Below are 18,746 nucleotides of genomic sequence, written 5' to 3' on the forward strand. Positions count from 1 at the left end.
TGTATGCCTTAATTCAGGCAGGTAGTGCGGTCTGCATCGCCGCTTCAGCGTCGGCATCGTAAATTTCCATGCCAACCATCAGCTCGGGGTGCTCTTGCCGAAAAGCGTTCACAACTGCTTCAGTGAGAAGCGCGCGCGCCTCGCGCGAGACGGGAAAGAACACGTCGGCGTATTCGCCGTTACGCAGGCGAAACGAGGGCATTCCCAAAAATACCCCCTTTCGGCCCTTAACGAGCCGCAGATTTTTCACGACGAATGCGTCAGAAAGTGTGACATGGGCATAGCCCAGAGTATTGCGGCCATCGGCCTGCGGAAAAACCTGTATACGCGTAATGCGAACGTGCTCCATTTTTTATCTCCCTTAGCATAGCAGGCACCTGCCTGCGGCAACTGCTCAGAACCCGACAAAGTGCCGGGCCAGAAGCCACTGCGCCGCAAAGTAGGTCAGCGATACCGCCGCCTGCGCATACCAACTTGGACGCACAAACTTGTTAAACGCCAACAAAAAATCGGAGAGACCGAACAAAACCGTACCCGGTACTGCAAAAGACAGTATAGGATATTTAAGCGATATAGCGATCAGAATTCCGGTGACGCCGATGTACGCAAATACCGGCACAATGTATTTCTTGCGCCGCGTTTGCACGAGATGCCGCGTGAGGTAGACAAACGCCGCAACGCACACTGCCCCGACACCGAGCGCCGCCGCAACCGAAACGCCCCCGGTTCCCGTTCGGTAGAAAGCGAAGATGAAATAGATGTGCCCGAGAAGAAAGCTTAAAAGTCCCGGTAAAAAACCCTTATCGCTGAGCAGCAACAGATCACCGGCGAGCCCAAAGCCGATCGCAGCCAGCCACAGCCCGGGTGGCGCATGAGGATTAATAAACGCCAGAAAGATGATGAACACAATGGGAAGCGGCTTCGCAAACACGTACAACCGCCTCGAGCCAAGTTTGGCGGCAACTGCCATCACCACAAGTACCGCGAAAATCAACAGCCGATAGTCCATATTATTTACCTCGCTCGGTGACGAGCGCCACCGGAATCTGCTTCAGCGTATTTTCATCCACGGGAAATTCAAGCACCAGGCGCCCCACACCGGCACCCATAAATTCAAATGGTAACACCTGAAAGCCGGCTTCGTTCTGCCTGAGTTCAACGGCTTCGCCCGGTGGCCGTTTATCAAACCAGAAATCGCCTCTGGGCTTTTCATTGCCGCGCACCGTGATATAACAAGCGTACATCGCCTCATACGAAAAATGCTCATAGGCGACAGATGTGAAGCGATTGCGGTAGTCTTTCGCCGGCACGACCTTAAAAACCCGTTCGCCGCCCACTTCTCGAAACTGCGCCCGGCTGAGGTTAAACTTCCACGGCAGGGCAGTCTTGTTCTCAAAATCGAAACGCAGCAGGGTCAGCGGTGGCAGCCGGTGATATTTCGAAGCGCTGGTGAGCCTGAGGTCTTCGGCGAGGTTGTCGAGATCATCGGCGTCAGGCGCCGTGAGCGTCAGCTTCAGGGGTGAGGCATGCAGCTCGATTCCCTGACCGCGGGTGCCTGAATTCGAAGCTGCTTCGGCCACAATGTAGGTATGCAGACGATTCTCGGCGCAAGCCGAAAATGCCGCCAAACCCACGAATACGGGAAAAATCCTCACTACTCGTACTCTCATTAAAGACGCGGCTGACAACTCATTTCAATCGAGTCAAGCCTGTGACAGTCTGCGCAGCAAACTCTCACAGGCTTGACACCTCACCGCCCACAGATATGCCTGTGGCATGAAATTCGTTCTGCTGTTTATTGTCGCATCGCTCGCCGCTTCACTTTCGGCGCGCAGCCGGCATACCTACCACGCGAATAAGGCGTTTGAAGCCGGGCAAGACTCTGAAGAACGCCAGGTGCACGCGATTCGTGAATGCGCCGTGAGCCGCATTCACTCATGCGTTTACCCGATTATCGAACACCTGAAAAAAGAAGGCCCTGAATACACGCAGCTGCGCCGTGAAAGCGCCAATGCGCTGGGGCTCTTGCGCGCGCCCGAAGCGCGTGAGCCACTGATTGCCCTGCTGGCAAAAGACAAAGACGTGCTGACGAAAAATGCAATCATTCGCTCACTCGGCCTTATCGGCAATAAAGCAGATATCAAGCTGATCTCGGGGTACCTGGGCGACAGCGAGGCAATGCTGCGTCGGCAGGCCGCACGCGCGCTTTTTGAAATTAACGACAAAGCCGCGTCGGCTGAAACGGCGGCTAAAATCGCTGGCGAAAAAGACGACTACACGCGGGTTGAGATGATCAACACAGCGCTGCAGCATGAGAACGGCAAGGTTGAGCACGCGATCGCACTCAGCAAAATTCTGTTGAGTCAAGACAGGGCAGCCCGGCTGCGCGCCGCCGAGGTGATGGGGCATTATGCCAACAAAGAGACGCTCACCGACCTCGAACGCGCGTTCGACGTTGAGACCGATGCGCAGGTGCGGCAGGCGCTGCACACGGCGATACAGCAGACTGTGTACCACAACTAACTGCCTTACAATTTATTGACGACCTGTCTGATAAATGAAGAAAGCTGCTGGCACGAAATGCGGAGCATTTCGTGCCAGCAGCTTTCCATCGCCCAGATGGCGGAATTGGTATACGCGCTAGTTTCAGGTACTAGTGAGGGCAACCTCGTGGGGGTTCAAGTCCCCCTTTGGGCACAATGACAAAAAAGCAGCACCCGGCGGTGCTGCTTTTTTTATGACCTTATCAGGTTATGCCACATTCACTCTTCGAAAGGTTTTCGCTTGAGCTCGAAGATGGTGAGCGGCCCGTGCTCAAAAGCCATGCGTGCAGAAAGTCGGGCCCTCTGCCGCAGATTTGTGCGCATGCTCCGGTGAATAATCTGCAGATTCTATACACCGGCATTCAAGATATCGAAGTCGGTCTCGCGGGTGAAACTTTTCGCGGTGAAGCAACCGGGCAAAACTGCGTATCGGTCACATTTCGCCCAAACCTGCGCATAACACTCAAAGATGGCACGTTGTTGCTGCCGCAAAAGGCCGGCGAGGCAGCCCTCAGCCGTGTCACCTATTTCAATCTGCATAAAGAGGATCTCACAACCTTACGCTTCTTGCGCACGACAGCAGACCGCCGGCTCTTCATCGAGGCCGTTGGGCAACCTGATCTGCTGCTGCAGATTGCCGCAGAAAATGCCGACTCAGACCCTAATCTTTCTGCTGCAGCGTATGCGTGCGCGATAAACACGATCGCCGCTGCGCAGAACATGTCTGCCAAAGATGCGATCGCGTTTGTGAGCTTTATCAAGGCATGCCACCACCGCAGCGACACTCAGGCATTTGCCCGCGCGCTGGAAAATTTTCGCAGGCTCGACCAGACCGGCGTTGGCGCCCTCGAGCTCGCATTTCTATTGCGTGACCAGCGGGCAGACAAAAAGCTTATCGAAGCAATTATCACTGAATCATCGGCACGCCTTCTGCAGCGCAAACCACGCGATGCCTCATTGCGGCTGCTGGCGACCCTCGAATTCATAATCGAAAACGACATGCCGACACCGCAGCCTTCAAAGTTGCTGTGGCAGACCTACCTTGCCGCGTCGGCTGAGCGCGCAGTCAGTGTACTCAGAAGAGTTTTTCTGAAAGCCAGGGAACTGAACGCTGACCGGGACACGCTTGAAATGATCTACAAGACCTGGAGAGGTTTTGCAGAATCTGACCGCCGCAGCGGTATCAAGAGATTGCCGACAGTACGCCAGCTGCCCGGCAATTCGAACGCCGCAGACTTACCGGTTAAAGAGGCTCTTGACGAACGCGGCGGCGATGCCGGGTGAGCTTTTTGCGATCTGGCCCATCACGGTCAGAATATCGAAGTAATCTTTCCACTCGGTGATCTTGCCGTTCTTGACGGTAAAGGTGCCGCAAACCCAGAATTCAAGATGTACGCCCGGCCCCGAGAGAATGTCGGTGCGCTCGGTGAGCACGACGCCGTCACGCTCGGCAATGGAGTGCATGCGCACTTCGAAGGCGGTGGCGATGCGCATAAAATTCTTGAGCGTCGCTATTGCCGCCGTCTTACCGCGGTCGGCGGGCAGCGGTACGTTCTGGTATACCACGTTGTCATCGAGCAACGCTTCGGCTGTGGCCATGTCGAGAGTTTCAAGTGCGTGCAGAAACTCTTCGACGACAGTTGTTGCACTGGTTTCTACTTTAATCATGATGTTCTCCCGTGGTCACACTCTGTTCTTAGGTCATCAACGCTGCCGCCTGAATTCGGGAAAAAGCCAAAGCCTCGCAGTTTCTTGCAGAAACTGCTGCTAAAGCGCGTCGTCGCTTGGTTACCAAGCGACTTTGCTGCTTTGCATTTTTCCCGAAGCTGCAGCGTAGCTCCGCACGATTTCAGAAAATCGTGCTAGAGGTATTTGCTCTTCGCTACTCCTTCGTCAAACTCACCGTAGCCGGCGTAGTCGATAAGGTCGTAGAGTTCTTGGCGGGTCTGCATATTCTTCACTTCGGCTTCTTGCGAGCCGTCGTTCTTGATTGCGGTGAACACACGCTCAACCGCCTTCATCTGCGAACGCAGCGACGTCACTGGATAGATAACAAGTTTGTAGCCCCATGATTCCAGGTCTTTGGCTTTGAAATAGGGAGTCTTGCCGAATTCAGTCATGTTCGCGAGCAGAGGCACTTTCACCTCTGCGGCAAACTGTTTAAACTCGGCTTCGGTTTTAAGCGCTTCTGGAAAAATTGCGTCGGCGCCGGCGTTGACATACATCTTCGCGCGCTTGATCGCTTCTTCAATGCCATACATCGCATGCGCATCGGTGCGTGCGAGCAGCATCAGCTTGTTGCGGGTTTTGGCGAATGCCTCGATCTTGCGGCACATTTCATCACCCGTCACGAGTTCTTTGCCTTCAAGGTGGCCGCACTTCTTTGGCAGCTTCTGGTCTTCCATTTGCACCATCGCAGCGCCGGCGCCTTCCATTTCGAGCACCATTCGCGGAATATGCACGACTTCACCGAAACCCGTATCCACATCGACCAGAATCGGCAGGTTTGTCGCCTGGTATAGGCCGCGCACGTATTCGGCGAGTTCTGTCACTGTAAAATAACCGATGTCGGGCATGCCGCGCGAGGCAGAAAATGCCGCCCCCGAGATGTAGAGCGCTTTAAAACCCAGCTTCTTTGCCATAAGGCCCGTCAGCACATCGTGTGCACCGGGGGTCTGAATGATTTCTTTACCTGCGAGCAGGGCTTTCATTCGCTGCGGGGCGTCGTATTCGCGTTTGTCAAACATCCATGGCATGGGGCATAATCGTGATTTGCGACACCTCGCAAATCACGATTATGCCTTTGCTATGACACTGCCCGAATTTCTCGACAGCTCGCCCTCGCCCGCCTGGGCGGCAGAGACCGCGGCGCAAATGCTCGCCGCTGCGGGCTTTGTTTCTGTTGTCGACGCTGCTGCAACCGAGGCGCGGCGCTATTACCTGCGACCGCAGCCCGGCATGCTGTTCGCCGTTTCGCTGCCTGAAAATAAAAAAGGCGTGCAGCTGGCGTTTCGCATTATCGGCGCGCACACCGACTCACCGCATCTGCGGTTAAAGCCCAATGCAGATTTTACCCGCGAGGGCATGCGGCTAATCGCGACCGAAGTTTATGGGGGTGCGCTGCTCTATACCTGGTTCGACCGCGATCTGGGCCTTGCAGGCGAGGTCTACTTTCAGCACGGCGACAGCATCGCGCAGAAGCTCTTACGCATTGATCGGGCGATTGCGAGCGTACCCTCGCTCGCAATTCATCTGCAGCGGGCGGTAACCGAAGAAGGTTTCGCGCCCAATAAACAGAACGAAACGAATGCGATCTTTTCGGGCGAAATCAACTCGAAAACGCTGCGCGAGTTCATTGCAGCAGAAGCTGGCGTCGCCGAGGCAGAAATATTGAGCTACGATCTCTCATTATTCGACACGCAAAAAGCGCAGCAGACCGGATTGCAAAAAGAATACCTGGCTTCTGCCCGGCTCGATAACCTCGTGAGCTGCTATGCCGCGCTGACGGCTCTGCTGGGTAGTGGAGCAGAAGATACGATCCAGATCGTTGCGCTCTACGACCACGAAGAAATCGGCAGCAATTCAGAAAGCGGCGCCGAATCGGCGCTGACTGAAAAGCTGCTGCGCTCCATTCAGGTAAGGCTTCACCTCAGCGACGCCGAATACGATGCGTCATTGGCGAAGAGTATCTTTTTGTCTGCAGATATGGCGCACGGGGTACATCCTAATTATGCCGACAAACACGACGCACAGAACCGGCCGCGTTTGGGCGGCGGCGTCACGCTGAAGGTGAACCAAAACCGGCGTTACGCAAGTTCAGCGGCGACGCAGGCGGCGTTTTATGACATCTGCAAACGGCATCATTTGCCGCACCAGACGTACACGCACCGCAATGATCTGCCTTGCGGCAGCACGATCGGCCCGACGGTCAGCGCCAGGCTCGGCGTGCCAACGATGGATGCCGGCATTGCGATGCTCGCGATGCACTCGATTCGTGAAACCTGCGCTTACGCAGACGTTGAAGTGTACAAGAAATTCATGGAATCGTTCCTAAGGGTTTCCTGACAAGGAAACCCTTAGGAACCAACCTGTCCGGTTCGGCTATTGATAGTATCCAAAAAATCAAAATCTAAATTAAGTGTCTCGTCGCCGTCGAAGAAATCTTTGAGTTCTTTATAGATGACCGAGGGCAGCGATTTGCCATCCATCAGTTGAGGATGTATCGAGTACTCAACCCACCTGCCCTGCTTGTTATCGAGCACGAGGTCGGCGTCACGCAAGATCGAAAGGTGTTGCGAGATCGTGGGCATCGAAAGGCGCAGCATCAATTTGATGTCGTTGACCACGAGCGGCCGCCTCGAAAGTAGCGCCAGAATACGCAGGCGCTGCTTATCAGAGAGCGCTTTGAACATGCGTTCGTATTCGCGCAATTGCACACTTAACGAAGCAGCTAAATGAGGTGGGGTGTCAAGTATGTGCGAGTTTGAGCGATCTATGAAAGCCGACGGCAGGCCGCCCCGGCCGCTTTAGCAGTCGTTTGCGACCGCAAACGACGAGGCCGGTGGCTTTCTCGCCCAAACGCGCACTCATGCTGTCGCATTTGGCGTCACGCTTGACTTCAAATATCAATCTCCTAACTTGTTTATACTTCGCTATTTATCAAAATACGGATTTACATGAGGTCTCGCATGGTAGACGTGACGGCACTGATGCAACCCGATAGCTATGGAATTTCGTAGCAGGTAGCTCACAGGAGATGCAATGAAAAAGACAACTTTAAAAATCATGCTCGCAGCAACACTGCTGGCAGCCGCTTGCGGCAAGAAAGACGGCAGTCTAAAAATCGCCGGTTCAGACACGATGGTGCAGCTGGGCCAGAACCTCGCGCGCACCTACATGGAAAAAAATCCGGGCAAGTCGGCTTCGGTACAGGGCGGCGGCAGCGGCACTGGCATTGCGGCGCTGCTGAACGGCTCAGCCGACATCGCGAGCGCTTCGCGTGAAATGAAACCCAAAGAATGGGATCTCGCCAAGTCAAAAGGCCTGCAAATCAAAGAGTATATCGTTGCGCTCGATGCTCTGGCGGTTGTGGTGCATCCCTCGAACAGTGTGGCGAAGCTGACGATCGCGCAGCTGAGCGACATTTACGCCGGCAAAATCACGAACTGGAAGCAGGTTGGCGGCGCTGATAAAGAAATACTCGTGATTTCGCGCGAAAACAACTCAGGCACGCACGTCTACTTTAAAGAGCATGTGCTGCGCCAGGGCAAAGAGGCGAAAGCCGGTGACGCGAACCCAGACCCACTCGCGAAACTCGAATTCGGCTCAAAGGTCACGTTCGGCGTCTCATCGCAGGCAATCGTCGACCAGGTCAAGACCAACCCGGCGGCAATTGGCTATTTCGGCATGGGGTGGATTACGAAAGATGTGAAGACCATTGCTGTGAGCAAAGACGGCAAAGAGTTCTTTGCGCCGACCGCCGACAACACAGCAAAGAAGAAATACCCTATCGCGCGGGGTCTGCAGATGTACCTGAACCTCGCTTCGGGCGAAAAAGGTCAGGCATTTATTGACTTTGTCATGAGCGCCGAAGGCCAGAAAGTCGTCAGAGATCAGGACTTTGTTCCCGTAAAATAAGGTTTTTTTGGGGTGGTCGAACGGCCACCCCGAATTCAGCCAGACAAACATTTCGTTAAAGAACGAATAACGATATACGCAAAGTCTTATGACGGGTTTTTGGTAACAAGCTATGGAATCGCGCAATCGAATCGCCGAGTTCCTTGTCGAAAAGGGCCTGATCAGGCTATCGGGCTATGCCGCAGTCGTCGTGCTGCTGCTGATACTCTCGTTCATGCTGCGCGAGGGCCTGCCATTTTTAGGCATCTACAGCGCTTCAGATTTTCTCTTTAAAACAGACTGGTACCCGCTATCATCGCGTTATGGCATGTTACCGCTGCTGACCGGCAGCCTCATGGTGACACTGATCGCGCTCGTTCTGGCGATGCCGCTGGCAATTGGCACCGCGATATTCATGTCAGAGGTCGCTCCCCCTGCTATTCGCAATACATTCAAGATTCTGCTCGAAATTCTCGCGTCGATACCCTCAGTCGTTTTCGGATTTCTGGGCATCATCATTCTTGGGCCCTGGGTGCAGAAAGCTTTCGGTGTACCCACGGGCCTCAATGCCTTTTCGGCGGGCATTCTGCTCGCTTTCATGGCGCTGCCGACGATTGCGAGCGTCGCCGACGAGGCGATGCAGGCAGTGCCGCGCAGCCTCAGAGAGGCTTCGCTTGCGCTCGGCGCAAGCCGCATCGAGACCATCTTCAAGATTACTTTTCCCGCTGCGTCGTCGGGCGTTATCGCGGGCGTTATGCTCGGCGTTGGCCGGGCAATCGGCGAAACGATGACGGTGATGATGGTCGCCGGCGGCTCGGCGCAGATTGCGTTAAACCCGCTCGCGCCGGTACGAACCATGACCGGCACGATCGCCGCCGAAATGGGTGAGGTCGTCATGGGAGACGACCACTACCGCGCACTCTTCATGATTGGCCTCTTGCTCTTTGCGATCACGCTCGGCATCAATACAATCAGCGGCGTGATTATCGAACGTATCAGAAGGCGGCAGGGCTCATGATGACGCGCAGCCGCAAGTTTAGCGATGTCGCGGGTTACGCGGTCATCTATGCATTCACTGCGATGGCGTTTATTCCGCTGGTCGCGTTTATACTCTACGTGATTGCCAAGGGTATCGGGCGCATCAACTTTGAATTTCTTTTTACAGCATCGGCTTCGATGGAAAGTGGCGGAATCTTCGCGCCATTATTCGGCACGATCGTGCTGACGCTGGCCTCGCTTTTGTTTGCGGTACCGATTTCGCTGATGGCGGCGGTCTATCTGTCTGAATATGCGCGCAAAGACCGCTGGTTCAACCTGATTGAACTCACGATTGTGAACCTGGCGGGTGTGCCCTCGGTGGTTTACGGGCTTTTTGGTTTAGGGCTCTTCGTGATTTTTCTGGGCCTTGGCAAATCGATCATCGCGGGTGCGCTCACCATGGCATGCATGTCGATGCCCCTGCTCATCACCGTCTTTTATCAGGCGCTGAAGGCGGTTCCGCTGACGCTGCGCGAGGCTTCTCTCGCGGTCGGCGCGAGCAAACTGTCGACGACTTTCCGTATTGTGATACCGACTGCTTTGCCGGGCATATTTACGGGAGTGATTCTCGCGACCGCGCGCATCGCCGGCGAAACCGCCCCGGTACTCTTTACCGTTGCGGCGTATTACATGCCCAATCTGCCGCAAAGCCTGTCAGACCAGTCGATGCTTTTGTCATACCATTTATACGTGATCAGCACGCAGAATACAGGCGTGCAAGAAGAACAGAAATATGCTGTCACGCTGGTGCTGGTTGTGCTGGTGCTGGTGGTCAACCTCATCGCCATCTGGGCGAGAGCACGCGCGCGCAAGAAAATTGGTAACTTAGGGTAAATATGGAAGCAAATTCTGAATCCGCATCAAAGGCGATACTCAAGCTCGAGAACCTGAATCTGCACTATGCAGATAAGCACGTGCTGAAGGGTATCACGATGGATATTCAGCCGCATTCGATCACGGCGCTCATCGGCCCATCGGGCTGCGGTAAATCGACGCTGCTCAGATGCCTCAACCGCATGAACGACCTGATCGAGACCACGGTCATCGATGGCAAAATTATCTATTCTGGAACGATCGACATCAACAGCCGCAAACTCGACGTCACGCAGCTGCGCCGCAAGATTGGTATGGTCTTTCAGAAGCCGAACCCTTTTCCCAAAACTATTTACGAGAACATCGCCTACGGTGTGCGCATCGCGAGCAAAGTCTCAAAATCTGAACTCGATGACCGTGTCGAAGAGGCACTGAAAAAAGTAGGACTCTGGAAAGAAGTCGCCGACCGTCTGAAAGATTCGGGCATGGCGCTCTCGGGTGGCCAGGCGCAGCGCCTCTGCATTGCGCGCACGATCGCGACCAAGCCCGACATCATACTTATGGATGAACCGACGAGCGCGCTTGACCCGATCAGCACGCAGACGATTGAAGAGCTGACGCTCGAGCTCAAAGAGAATTATACGGTTGTGATCGTGACGCACAACATGCAACAGGCCGCGCGTATTTCTGACAACACAGCGTTCTTTTACTTGGGCGAACTGATTGAATACAGCCCGACAAAACTCATGTTCACGCGCCCCACCCAGAAGCGCACCGAAGATTATATAACCGGAAGGTTTGGCTAGATGAAAATGTCATTGTCGCCAAACCTGAAGGTACACCCTTGTACAGGAAGGTTTGGCTGATCGCCACACTATCAGGAGAATCAGATGCTCATCATTGAAAAATCACTGCGCGAACTCAGAGATAACCTGCAGTCGATGACTGAGGTCGTCGCCGACATGCTTGAACTCGTCAAAAATTCGCTCGAGCAAGAGAAGATCAACGAACTCGAGGTGGTCTTCAAGCAAGATAAACACTTAGACCAGCTCGAAAAATCTCTCGACCGGCAGTGCATGGAACTGCTCGCGCTGATTAATCCGCATGCATCTGACCTGCGATTTGTGTTTTCAGTCATTAAAGTTAACGTCGACCTCGAGCGCATGGGCGACGAATGCAAAAACGTCGCGCGCGAGATGAAAGGCCACAGCGACAAGGTGCCGCCCGAAATGAAAGAGCTCGCGAGACTGGTTTATGAAACCGGGCAGAATACCTTCAAGGCACTCGCCACGATGGATTCAAAATGGGCGAAAAATCTGATTCTCGACGATGACAATATCGATAAGCTCGAATACGAAATTTTGCAGAAATATCCGCAGATCGGCATCTCGTTTACGGCGAAGGCGCTCGAACGCATCGCCGACCACGCGACCAACATCTGCGAAAGTATCATCTACGCGGTCGAAGGTATCGACGTTCGCCACGAAAACACGATTCGCCAGCGCATGACGAAGTGATGGCATGGTGCACCACAAAAAGTGGGCGCCGCCTCAATATTTCGTTATTTTCCGAAATAAGGATATATAATGACACGAGAACTGCGACGCCGCGAAAAAGCTGACCGCCACAAGGCTGAGGCACAGGGGGTTCTCGACGACGCCTTTAACCAGCAGGTCGAGAGAGCGCTCGCCCGCGCAAAAAACATTCTGCAGCAGCGCGACTGGCGCAGATCGGTTAAACAGAATACGATCTTCTCGGCATTCGAAGTCGGTAAACTCGCACAGATCAATATCGACTGGATCTCGCATGAGACGACGCTGCGACTCGTCGATTCGCTGATTCAAGATTTTCAGACCGAGTTTTTTCCCGTCAAACGCCACGGCGCATTTATTGGTTATGTCAAAGGCGAGAAGTTTCGCGCGCTGCTCGGGCAGAATCAATACAGCCGCCACGTGTTTTTGCGCGAAGAAAATACGGTAGAAGAAATTCTCGAAACGGGCCTCATCAGCGTCGATGCGCGCACCACGTTGCCCGAAGTCTCGCGTCTGTTGATGGCCAGGTCTGCACACCAGCTCTACGACCCTTTTGTGATCACCTACCACGGCGAATATTACGGTGTCGCGACGGTCAAAGCGGTGATGGATGGTATCGCGTTCTACGAACAGAAAGATATTGCGGCGGCGCGCGAGGCCCAGCAGGCGATGAACTCGCCGAAAAAGAACAACCGCGGCATTTTCGTCGATTACGACTTTGCGCTTGAACAGCACGGCGAGGTCGGGGGGGATTTCATCTATGCACAAGGCCTGCAGCCGCACCTGAGCCTCTTTGCCATCATGGATGTCTGCGGCAAGGGGCTCAAGGCTTCGCAGACTGCGATGGCTCTGGGTGCGTACTTTCGTTCGCTCTTCAGGTACCTCTGCAAAACTTCGCCCGATACCGATTACCGCACGCTGAAGCTCTCGGCACGCCTCAAGATGCTGAACACTATGCTCGTGAAGTCGACCCCGACCGACATGTACGCGGCGGGATCAGTGTTTCTGCTCGATACACGTAATAGTGTCTTGCTTTACTATGACTTTGGCCACACTCCGGTTTATGTGCTGCGCCGGGGGCGCGCAATCGAAATGCCGCGCGCCCCGCACAACGAAGCCGATGGCTTTCCATTTCTGGGCGTCGAAAAAGAGATGATCATTCGGGCGGCTCCCGTTAAACTCAAATCGGGCGATATCATCGTAGCGACGACCGACGGCGTGGGCGAGACTCGAAATGAGCTGCGCGAAGAGTTTGGTGAAGATGGAATTGTTCGCCTGCTCAGCAGCCGGCAGTTTGAACACCCAGGTGAAGTCGTCGAAACACTCACCCATGAGCTAAAACAATTTCGGGGCAACTACCGAAGGCTCGACGACATGACGGTGCTGGCGTTCATGGTGCCTTAGTTACATGGCAAAAGACGGCAAACTCTTCAAGTTCAAACCCGACACCGTCTACGACGCCCTTTATTTCTCTGACATACACTATCTGCTGCGCAAGAAAGTACGCAGCCATATGCACAAAGATCTGTTTAAACTGCTCGACCACCTGCGCCGCCGCGGAGTGCGTTTTCGCAAGATATTTCTGGTCGGTGACATTATCGAAAACTGGTATTTCAGCTCGCAGCGCAAACTCGTGCGCAAGTTCGGGCGAAAGCGCTTCAACCGGCTGTTCGACCGCATCGATGCGCTAGCCACCCCGGTGTCGCTGAAGGTTTACCTGATCGGTAACCACGATTCATTCAGCTACGTCGCGAGCCTGCCGCCCAAGATTGAGCAATACTTGCGTGAACGCGATTACGTCATCGACGACAAGTACGAAACTGATCGCCTCGTCGTGCTGCACGGCCACCAGGGGCAATATGGCAAAATCAGCTGGTTCTTGAATATTCTTGGCGTACGCATACTGCACCTGATCACACACATTTACCCGCCTATATTCACGGTGATGGAGAACTTCTACCGCAAACACTTCAATTTTGACCGCAACAAAACTGAGGCCGAGGTGCACGAATATTACGGCCTGCTGCGCGAGCGGGCGAACCAGGCGGGCAGGCTGCTCATCTGCGGGCATACGCACCAGGCAATGGCCGATGCATCGCTGCGGGTCATCAACACCGGCGATTGGATAGAATCGGGTACTTTCGTTGTTGAAAATAACGATGAATTCTTCGGACTCGAATTCAAGACTAAGAAGAAGATTTACGAACGCTTCAAGCTGCGAATCTAACAGGTTGCTGAATAAAGAACCTGTTAGTTCTTTAGCGGGTTATCGCCTTGCGGTAGATTTTTTCAAGCCGGTCAACCGAACGTTCGTGGCTGTGCTCGGCTGCAATCGCGATGCTCGCTGCCGATGCCGATTCATAAAATGCGCGGTCTTTAAGCATTTTCACGATTGCCGCAGCGATGCCCGGCACATCGTGCGCAGGGGGCACGTAGCCGTTTTGCCCATGGTGTATCAGCTCGGGCAAAGCAAACGCATCGACGCCGACTGCAGGTAACCCGGTCGCGATCGCTTCGAGGGCCACGAGCCCCTGCGTCTCCATCGCCGAGGCGGTGACAAAGAGGTCGTGTTCGTGGTAGATCTGCGGCAGATCTTTGCGCGACCGGTAACCCATGAAGTTGATGCTGTCGGCGATGTTTAGCTCAGATGCCTCGCGCTTCAGGTCGAGCAGCACCGGGCCATCGCCTACGACTGTGAGCAGCGCATCGGGAATCTCTCGCTTCACCAGCGCAAACGCCCTGATCACCTCTTCGGTATTTTTTTCAGGCGCAATGCGGCCGACGTGCAGAATACGTGGCTGGCTCGCGGGGTAAGCGCGTTTAGCCGCGTAAAAATGTTTGAGATCGATGCCGTTCGAGATGACCGTAACCGGGGCTTTGAGTTTCTTTTCGATCAGGTCGCGCTTAATGAGCTCGCTCGGCGAAACCACCACCGCGCACTTTTCATAGAGGCGGTTCGCGAGTTGATAGAGCAGCTTGCCGCCGAGCGACGGGGGCTTCTTGCGTGTGAGTTTCGCCAGCTTGCTGGCAATTTTCTTTTTTCGCCTGAATCGCGAGAGCAACTTGTCAACTTTCATGAGCCTCAGCGGGTTGATGTACATACCCACTTCGCTCATCATGGTGTGGTATGTGCCGACGACGGGTATCGAATAGAGTTTACCGGCGGCGACACCGTACTGCCCCATAAACCCCGGCGTCTGAATGTGAATCAGGTCGGGCTTGAAATTTCGTATCACCCGGTGCAGGCGCTTACGCCCCGGTACGATGATGCGCATCTCAGGGTATGAAGGCAGCGCGACTGAATTGAAACGTTCAACGGCAATATTTTCACCGAGTGTCTCGCTGTCGTGATCGCCGTAACGGGGACAGCAGATGATAAACTTATGGCCACGTGCCTCGAGTTTTTCGCAAAAGCCCTGTACCGAAACGGCGATGCCGTCGATCTTGGGAAAAAATGAATCCGTAAAAATAGCAATCCTCATAATCTATATTTTGCTAATTAACGAATTATTGACAATACGTCAATAGGTTTCTGATCGCAGCACGTTACAGGCGCCGCGATCGTGTGCTGAAATCTAATCTACGGCGCGAATGCGGGTGATGAGGTCGGGCACCATCGTCTCTGCAGCGAGTTTGTAATGCTTCATGAGCGACGGCGCATCACCCGACTGGCCAAACTCATCGTTCAGCCCCACGCGGTGCAACCTGCGCGGCTGCTCGGCAGACAAAAGTTCTGCCACGGCCGAGCCAAGGCCCGCCATCACATTGTGCTCTTCAAAGGTAACAACGAGTTTCGCATCTTTGGTTTCATTGAGGATAGTCTTCGTATCGAGCGGTTTTACCGAGTACGCATCTATCACCGTGATCTTCTGCCCGATTTCTTTTTCGATCAGCGCCGCGGCTTTGAACGCCTCATAAACCATGACGCCAGCCGCAATGAATGTTACCTTATCCCCACGCTGCAGCACGGTCGAGCCGCCAATTGTGAACGCATCGCCGGCGCCGTAGATCGAAGGCACATTCGGGCGGCCGAGGCGTAAATAAACGGGGCCATTATAGGCAACGGCTGCCTTAATTGCTGCGGCAGCGTGGTAATAGTCCGCCGGCACCAGCACTGTCAGGCCCGGTATCACGCGGGTGAGCGCGATGTCTTCGATAATCTGGTGGCTCGCACCGTCTTCGCCGAGCGTAATGCCCGCGTGCGTCGCCGCAACCTTCACGTTCAAATGAGGATAACAGACCGAATTGCGCAGAATTTCCCACGCGCGGCCAGAAGCAAACATCGCAAAACTCGAGGCCACGGGTATTAAGCCCGAAAGCGCGAGGCCTGCGGCGTGGCCGATGAGGTTCTGCTCCGCCACACCGAAGTTAAAAAACCGATCGGGATACTTTTCGCTGAATTTCTTGGTCTTGGTCGAACCGCTGAGGTCGGCATCGAGTACCACGACCTTCGGGTTTTCGGCGCCAATTTCGACGAGAGCTGCCCCGTAACCGTCGCGGGTCGCTTTTTTTTCGAGGTTGGGTGAAAGTATATCTGTAATTGGCACACGCCCAAACAGGGTAATTTGACCGGGCGTCAGCAAAGATTTAACTCATGGATGGGTGCAAAGCACCCATCCATGAGTTATCTTATCTGCACTTTGTATTTAAGCAGCGTGTCGATCGAGCGGTTGAAGAGTTTGTATTCCCCGTAGCCCGAAAGCATCGTATTCTCGTTTTCGGCCCTGATCGCTGAGATGGCACCAAAGCCGTTGCTGCGGTTGGTTTTGATGTCGATGGTCTCCCACTGCAGCGGCAGTGTCTGCGCGCGCGCCCACGGGCCGAGACGCACCCGTTTGAGGCGAATATCGGTCGCCGAATTTGATTTGAGGTAGTGGTCGGCCGGTCGTTCGCCGTTGAAATTGTTGATGTGTACAATCTGCGCACTCGAAAAATATTCGAAATAATCGTCGCCCAACCACGGACTCAAAAGGTCGTACGCATTTTCCAGGTTCAGCTTCAGGTCATGCGTCAGGTAGGGCGCGTTGGTATCGGTCTGCCCATAAGAGACCGTCAGCGACGACGAATTCTGCCCGTCTGCCGACTCAATGCGAAACCCGCCACCGGAATATAACGGCGAAAAGAACAGCAGTCCCTTCAGAGGTACCTGCGGGCCCCAGTCGAAGCGCTTCACCTCAATCGGCATCGAAAAGTCAAGGTACTGTATCAGACGCACGAAATATTCGCGCCGCCGCAAATGCGAAGGCAGCCATGAATACTGAATACCATCTTGCACCTCGTTCCAGAAATCGTCGAGCCAGGCGTTGACAAACGGTTTCAGATCGCTCCAGTAGAGAGTATCCATCGTGAGCGGGCAGGCCACCCTGCCCCGCAGCGTGAATATTTTGCGGTCAACTGCAGAACCAGAATCGCGCATCAGTGCACTTGCGAGCGGCGTGAAGGTCACCGGGTAGAGTTCAAGCGCGCCCGAGAGTACCGCAGAAAGAGGCGAAGTACCGGCAGCGGCTTTGATTTCGCCCTGCAGCTTCTCGTTGACCAGAGAAATATTCACTGACTGCAGAGTCAGCGGCGGCACGCCGGGCCCCGCAATATAAGCCCCTTGCGAAATGTCGAGCGCCATCTCGGTCTTGCCGTATTTGCCGCCTTTTTTTTCGGAGAGATTAATCGAAAACCGGTTCAAACCCGTGAGTTGCCGCTTTGCAGGCAGATTCAACGTCTTGTTGGCGAACGCGCGCGGCTCGACGCTGAAAAGATATTTGTCTGGCAGCGCATCGGGGCTCAGGTTTTCAAAATCTGCCTGAAGGTTGTAGTCTTCGAGCCCAGCCCTTACATAACCCGTCGCGCTCTGGCCGACGAGCTGCACGCGTGTGTCGACAGAGATTTTCTGCGCTTCGTACCATGCCGCCCTTTTCTTGCGGATTGCAAAATTACGCATGTCGAGCGCCATACGAAAATTTGAACGCGCTTCGTTCTGCGTCACCTGCCGGCCGCGCTCAATCTTTTGTACTGCCACAAGGCGCCGGTCAAATGCGACTTCTCCAGAGGCAATGCCCGATGAAATATCCAGATCTTTCTGAAAATTGTTGAGAATTGCAATCTGCAGCTTTGATGGTTTAAAGAACCAATAGCCTTCGAGGTCGTCGCACTGCAGAGTCTTGCAGGCGGCGAATTTTCCGAAGAAGTCACCGTTACCGATCGCAGAGCTTTCATAGCGCACGAGCGCCTGCACTTCACTGCCCGCGTGGCGAAGCGTGAAGTGCAATGTCTGCACGGGAGTCACTTCTTTGAAGTAACTGTTGTCTTTGACGTTCAGGTTAAACCTGCAGCTCTCGCATTCGACATGGTAGTTGCGGTTCTGCTGCAACAGTAGCCGTGCCTGCTGCAGCGTTTCGCGATCGGCATCGTCGGCGGTTATCCAATAGCCGAGCTTCGCATCTTCGATGATTATGCGCGATTCGGCGAGCAGGTCTCCCTGCTTTCCCGTAAAGAATGCCAGCGGCTGGCGAATATAAACTGAAGGCGCTTCAATCAGATACCGCCCACGGGAAAAATCGCGATCGAACGACACCCTGAGACCAATGATGCGAATACCCTTAAAAAAACTGACGTCGATGCCCTGGTAAGAAATCGCCAGCCGACCTGAATCGAGAAATTCGTCGAGCCGAGCCTGAAACGCACGCGAATCGAAAAAGAAACGCGGCATAAAATCGACAACCTGCCACAGGCCGGCAAATACCAAAGCGATCATCGCATATCTGAGGCGCGCCGTCTTGATGAGCCGCAGCACCGAATCGCGGTAGGTGATGAGAAGGTCTTTAAGGTCAGACCGCATTGGGCGCTTCGTCTAGTTCGAGCAAATATTTGAAGGTATAAATACCCGTATTGTGCCCGTCGTTAAAGACAAAGTTGACCGCGTAATTGCCGACCCAGTCGAATGAGGTGAGCTCGACCATCGGCGGCACACCTTTGGGGCCGCGAATCGCTTTCGGGTCTGGGTTATGCGAATCTCTGCAGGTTGCGCACGGGCAACGCATGCGCAGGTTAAACGAGGTATGCGCCGTGGTTCTGCCATCAGACCATTTAACCTCGGCGACGTTACCGGCCAAAGCCTTCTTGGGCAAGCGAATTTCAATACTGTCGGGAAGCACAGGCATATTATGCCGGGTAGCGCGGCATTCTATTTCTGCGCGTCAAGAAGAAGCCC

General features: G+C 54.3%; 20 protein-coding genes and 1 tRNA gene. 11 read left to right on the top strand and 10 right to left on the bottom strand.

What is annotated here, in order from left to right; translation table 11 throughout:
- Positions 1-13 precede the first annotated feature (13 nt).
- The 3 genes from TURPA_RS20405 to TURPA_RS20415 are packed head-to-tail and all read right to left on the bottom strand — an operon-like array spanning position 14 to position 1,670.
- A complete protein-coding gene (locus TURPA_RS20405) occupies positions 14-349 on the bottom strand; it encodes a SpoVG family protein (RefSeq protein ID WP_014805169.1) in 336 nt (111 codons plus the stop codon).
- Between the two features lie 45 nt (positions 350-394).
- Positions 395-1,009, bottom strand: a complete 615-nt coding sequence (locus TURPA_RS22390) for a lysoplasmalogenase (protein ID WP_014805170.1) — start codon at positions 1,007-1,009, stop codon at positions 395-397.
- 1 nt (position 1,010) lies between these two features.
- Positions 1,011-1,670: a hypothetical protein gene (locus TURPA_RS20415; RefSeq protein ID WP_014805171.1), complete on the bottom strand. Its 660-nt coding sequence runs from the start codon at positions 1,668-1,670 to the stop codon at positions 1,011-1,013.
- A 106-nt stretch (positions 1,671-1,776) separates the two neighbouring features.
- Between TURPA_RS20415 and TURPA_RS20420 the strand changes: the two genes are divergently transcribed.
- The 3 genes from TURPA_RS20420 (at position 1,777) to TURPA_RS20430 (ending at position 3,827) form a co-directional block, all read left to right on the top strand.
- The gene (locus tag TURPA_RS20420) at positions 1,777-2,523 is read left to right on the top strand and encodes a HEAT repeat domain-containing protein (RefSeq protein WP_014805172.1); all 747 of its coding nucleotides are present in this window, start codon (positions 1,777-1,779) and stop codon (positions 2,521-2,523) included.
- Between the two features lie 90 nt (positions 2,524-2,613).
- Positions 2,614-2,697: transfer RNA gene (locus tag TURPA_RS20425), tRNA-Leu, on the top strand.
- 56 nt (positions 2,698-2,753) lie between these two features.
- The gene (locus tag TURPA_RS20430; protein ID WP_014805173.1) at positions 2,754-3,827 is read left to right on the top strand and encodes a hypothetical protein; all 1,074 of its coding nucleotides are present in this window, start codon (positions 2,754-2,756) and stop codon (positions 3,825-3,827) included.
- On the opposite strand, the gene TURPA_RS20435 is transcribed toward TURPA_RS20430, so the two are convergent.
- Both TURPA_RS20435 and prpB read right to left on the bottom strand, forming a co-directional pair.
- Positions 3,780-4,211, bottom strand: coding sequence for a limonene-1,2-epoxide hydrolase family protein (locus TURPA_RS20435; protein ID WP_014805174.1), 432 nt, complete (start codon positions 4,209-4,211; stop codon positions 3,780-3,782). The two genes, TURPA_RS20430 and TURPA_RS20435, sit on opposite strands and share 48 nt — an antisense overlap.
- A gap of 194 nt (positions 4,212-4,405) precedes the next feature.
- Positions 4,406-5,299, bottom strand: a complete 894-nt coding sequence (prpB, locus tag TURPA_RS20440; RefSeq protein ID WP_014805175.1) for a methylisocitrate lyase — start codon at positions 5,297-5,299, stop codon at positions 4,406-4,408.
- 52 nt (positions 5,300-5,351) lie between these two features.
- Between prpB and TURPA_RS20445 the strand changes: the two genes are divergently transcribed.
- Positions 5,352-6,608: a M18 family aminopeptidase gene (locus tag TURPA_RS20445; protein WP_014805176.1), complete on the top strand. Its 1,257-nt coding sequence runs from the start codon at positions 5,352-5,354 to the stop codon at positions 6,606-6,608.
- An 11-nt stretch (positions 6,609-6,619) separates the two neighbouring features.
- Here TURPA_RS20445 and TURPA_RS20450 read toward each other — a convergent pair whose 3' ends face one another.
- Positions 6,620-6,979 (bottom strand): ArsR/SmtB family transcription factor, encoded by a 360-nt coding sequence (locus TURPA_RS20450; protein ID WP_053332254.1) that lies wholly within the window; start codon positions 6,977-6,979, stop codon positions 6,620-6,622.
- A gap of 325 nt (positions 6,980-7,304) precedes the next feature.
- On the opposite strand from TURPA_RS20450, the gene TURPA_RS20455 reads away from it, so the two are divergent.
- From TURPA_RS20455 to TURPA_RS20485, 7 genes are all read left to right on the top strand, one after another.
- Entirely contained in the window at positions 7,305-8,180 is an 876-nt protein-coding gene (locus TURPA_RS20455) for a phosphate ABC transporter substrate-binding protein (protein WP_014805178.1), read from the top strand.
- Between the two features lie 112 nt (positions 8,181-8,292).
- A complete protein-coding gene (gene pstC / locus TURPA_RS20460) occupies positions 8,293-9,177 on the top strand; it encodes a phosphate ABC transporter permease subunit PstC (RefSeq protein ID WP_014805179.1) in 885 nt (294 codons plus the stop codon).
- Positions 9,174-10,031: a phosphate ABC transporter permease PstA gene (gene pstA / locus TURPA_RS20465; protein ID WP_014805180.1), complete on the top strand. Its 858-nt coding sequence runs from the start codon at positions 9,174-9,176 to the stop codon at positions 10,029-10,031. The genes pstC and pstA overlap by 4 nt, the downstream gene beginning before the upstream one ends.
- Positions 10,032-10,033: 2 nt before the next feature.
- On the top strand, positions 10,034-10,816 hold the full coding sequence (gene pstB / locus TURPA_RS20470) for a phosphate ABC transporter ATP-binding protein PstB (RefSeq protein ID WP_014805181.1): 783 nt from the start codon (positions 10,034-10,036) through the stop codon (positions 10,814-10,816).
- Between the two features lie 84 nt (positions 10,817-10,900).
- Complete coding sequence (gene phoU, locus TURPA_RS20475) at positions 10,901-11,527, top strand: phosphate signaling complex protein PhoU (protein WP_014805182.1); 627 nt, start codon at positions 10,901-10,903, stop codon at positions 11,525-11,527.
- Between the two features lie 69 nt (positions 11,528-11,596).
- A complete protein-coding gene (locus tag TURPA_RS20480; protein WP_014805183.1) occupies positions 11,597-12,946 on the top strand; it encodes a SpoIIE family protein phosphatase in 1,350 nt (449 codons plus the stop codon).
- Positions 12,947-12,950: 4 nt separating this feature from the next.
- Positions 12,951-13,769, top strand: coding sequence for a UDP-2,3-diacylglucosamine diphosphatase (locus TURPA_RS20485; protein WP_014805184.1), 819 nt, complete (start codon positions 12,951-12,953; stop codon positions 13,767-13,769).
- Positions 13,770-13,800: 31 nt separating this feature from the next.
- Here TURPA_RS20485 and TURPA_RS20490 read toward each other — a convergent pair whose 3' ends face one another.
- The 4 genes from TURPA_RS20490 to TURPA_RS20505 form a co-directional block, all read right to left on the bottom strand.
- A complete protein-coding gene (locus TURPA_RS20490; protein ID WP_014805185.1) occupies positions 13,801-15,024 on the bottom strand; it encodes a glycosyltransferase in 1,224 nt (407 codons plus the stop codon).
- A 93-nt stretch (positions 15,025-15,117) separates the two neighbouring features.
- Entirely contained in the window at positions 15,118-16,083 is a 966-nt protein-coding gene (locus TURPA_RS20495) for a transketolase family protein (RefSeq protein WP_425358592.1), read from the bottom strand.
- Positions 16,084-16,166: 83 nt separating this feature from the next.
- Positions 16,167-18,374: a hypothetical protein gene (locus tag TURPA_RS20500; RefSeq protein ID WP_014805187.1), complete on the bottom strand. Its 2,208-nt coding sequence runs from the start codon at positions 18,372-18,374 to the stop codon at positions 16,167-16,169.
- A complete protein-coding gene (locus tag TURPA_RS20505) occupies positions 18,364-18,696 on the bottom strand; it encodes a gamma-butyrobetaine hydroxylase-like domain-containing protein (protein WP_014805188.1) in 333 nt (110 codons plus the stop codon). Before TURPA_RS20505 ends, TURPA_RS20500 begins: the two co-directional genes overlap by 11 nt.
- Positions 18,697-18,746 lie beyond the last annotated feature (50 nt).

The sequence above is a fragment of the Turneriella parva DSM 21527 genome (genome assembly GCF_000266885.1).
GTDB classification, from domain to species: domain Bacteria; phylum Spirochaetota; class Leptospiria; order Turneriellales; family Turneriellaceae; genus Turneriella; species Turneriella parva.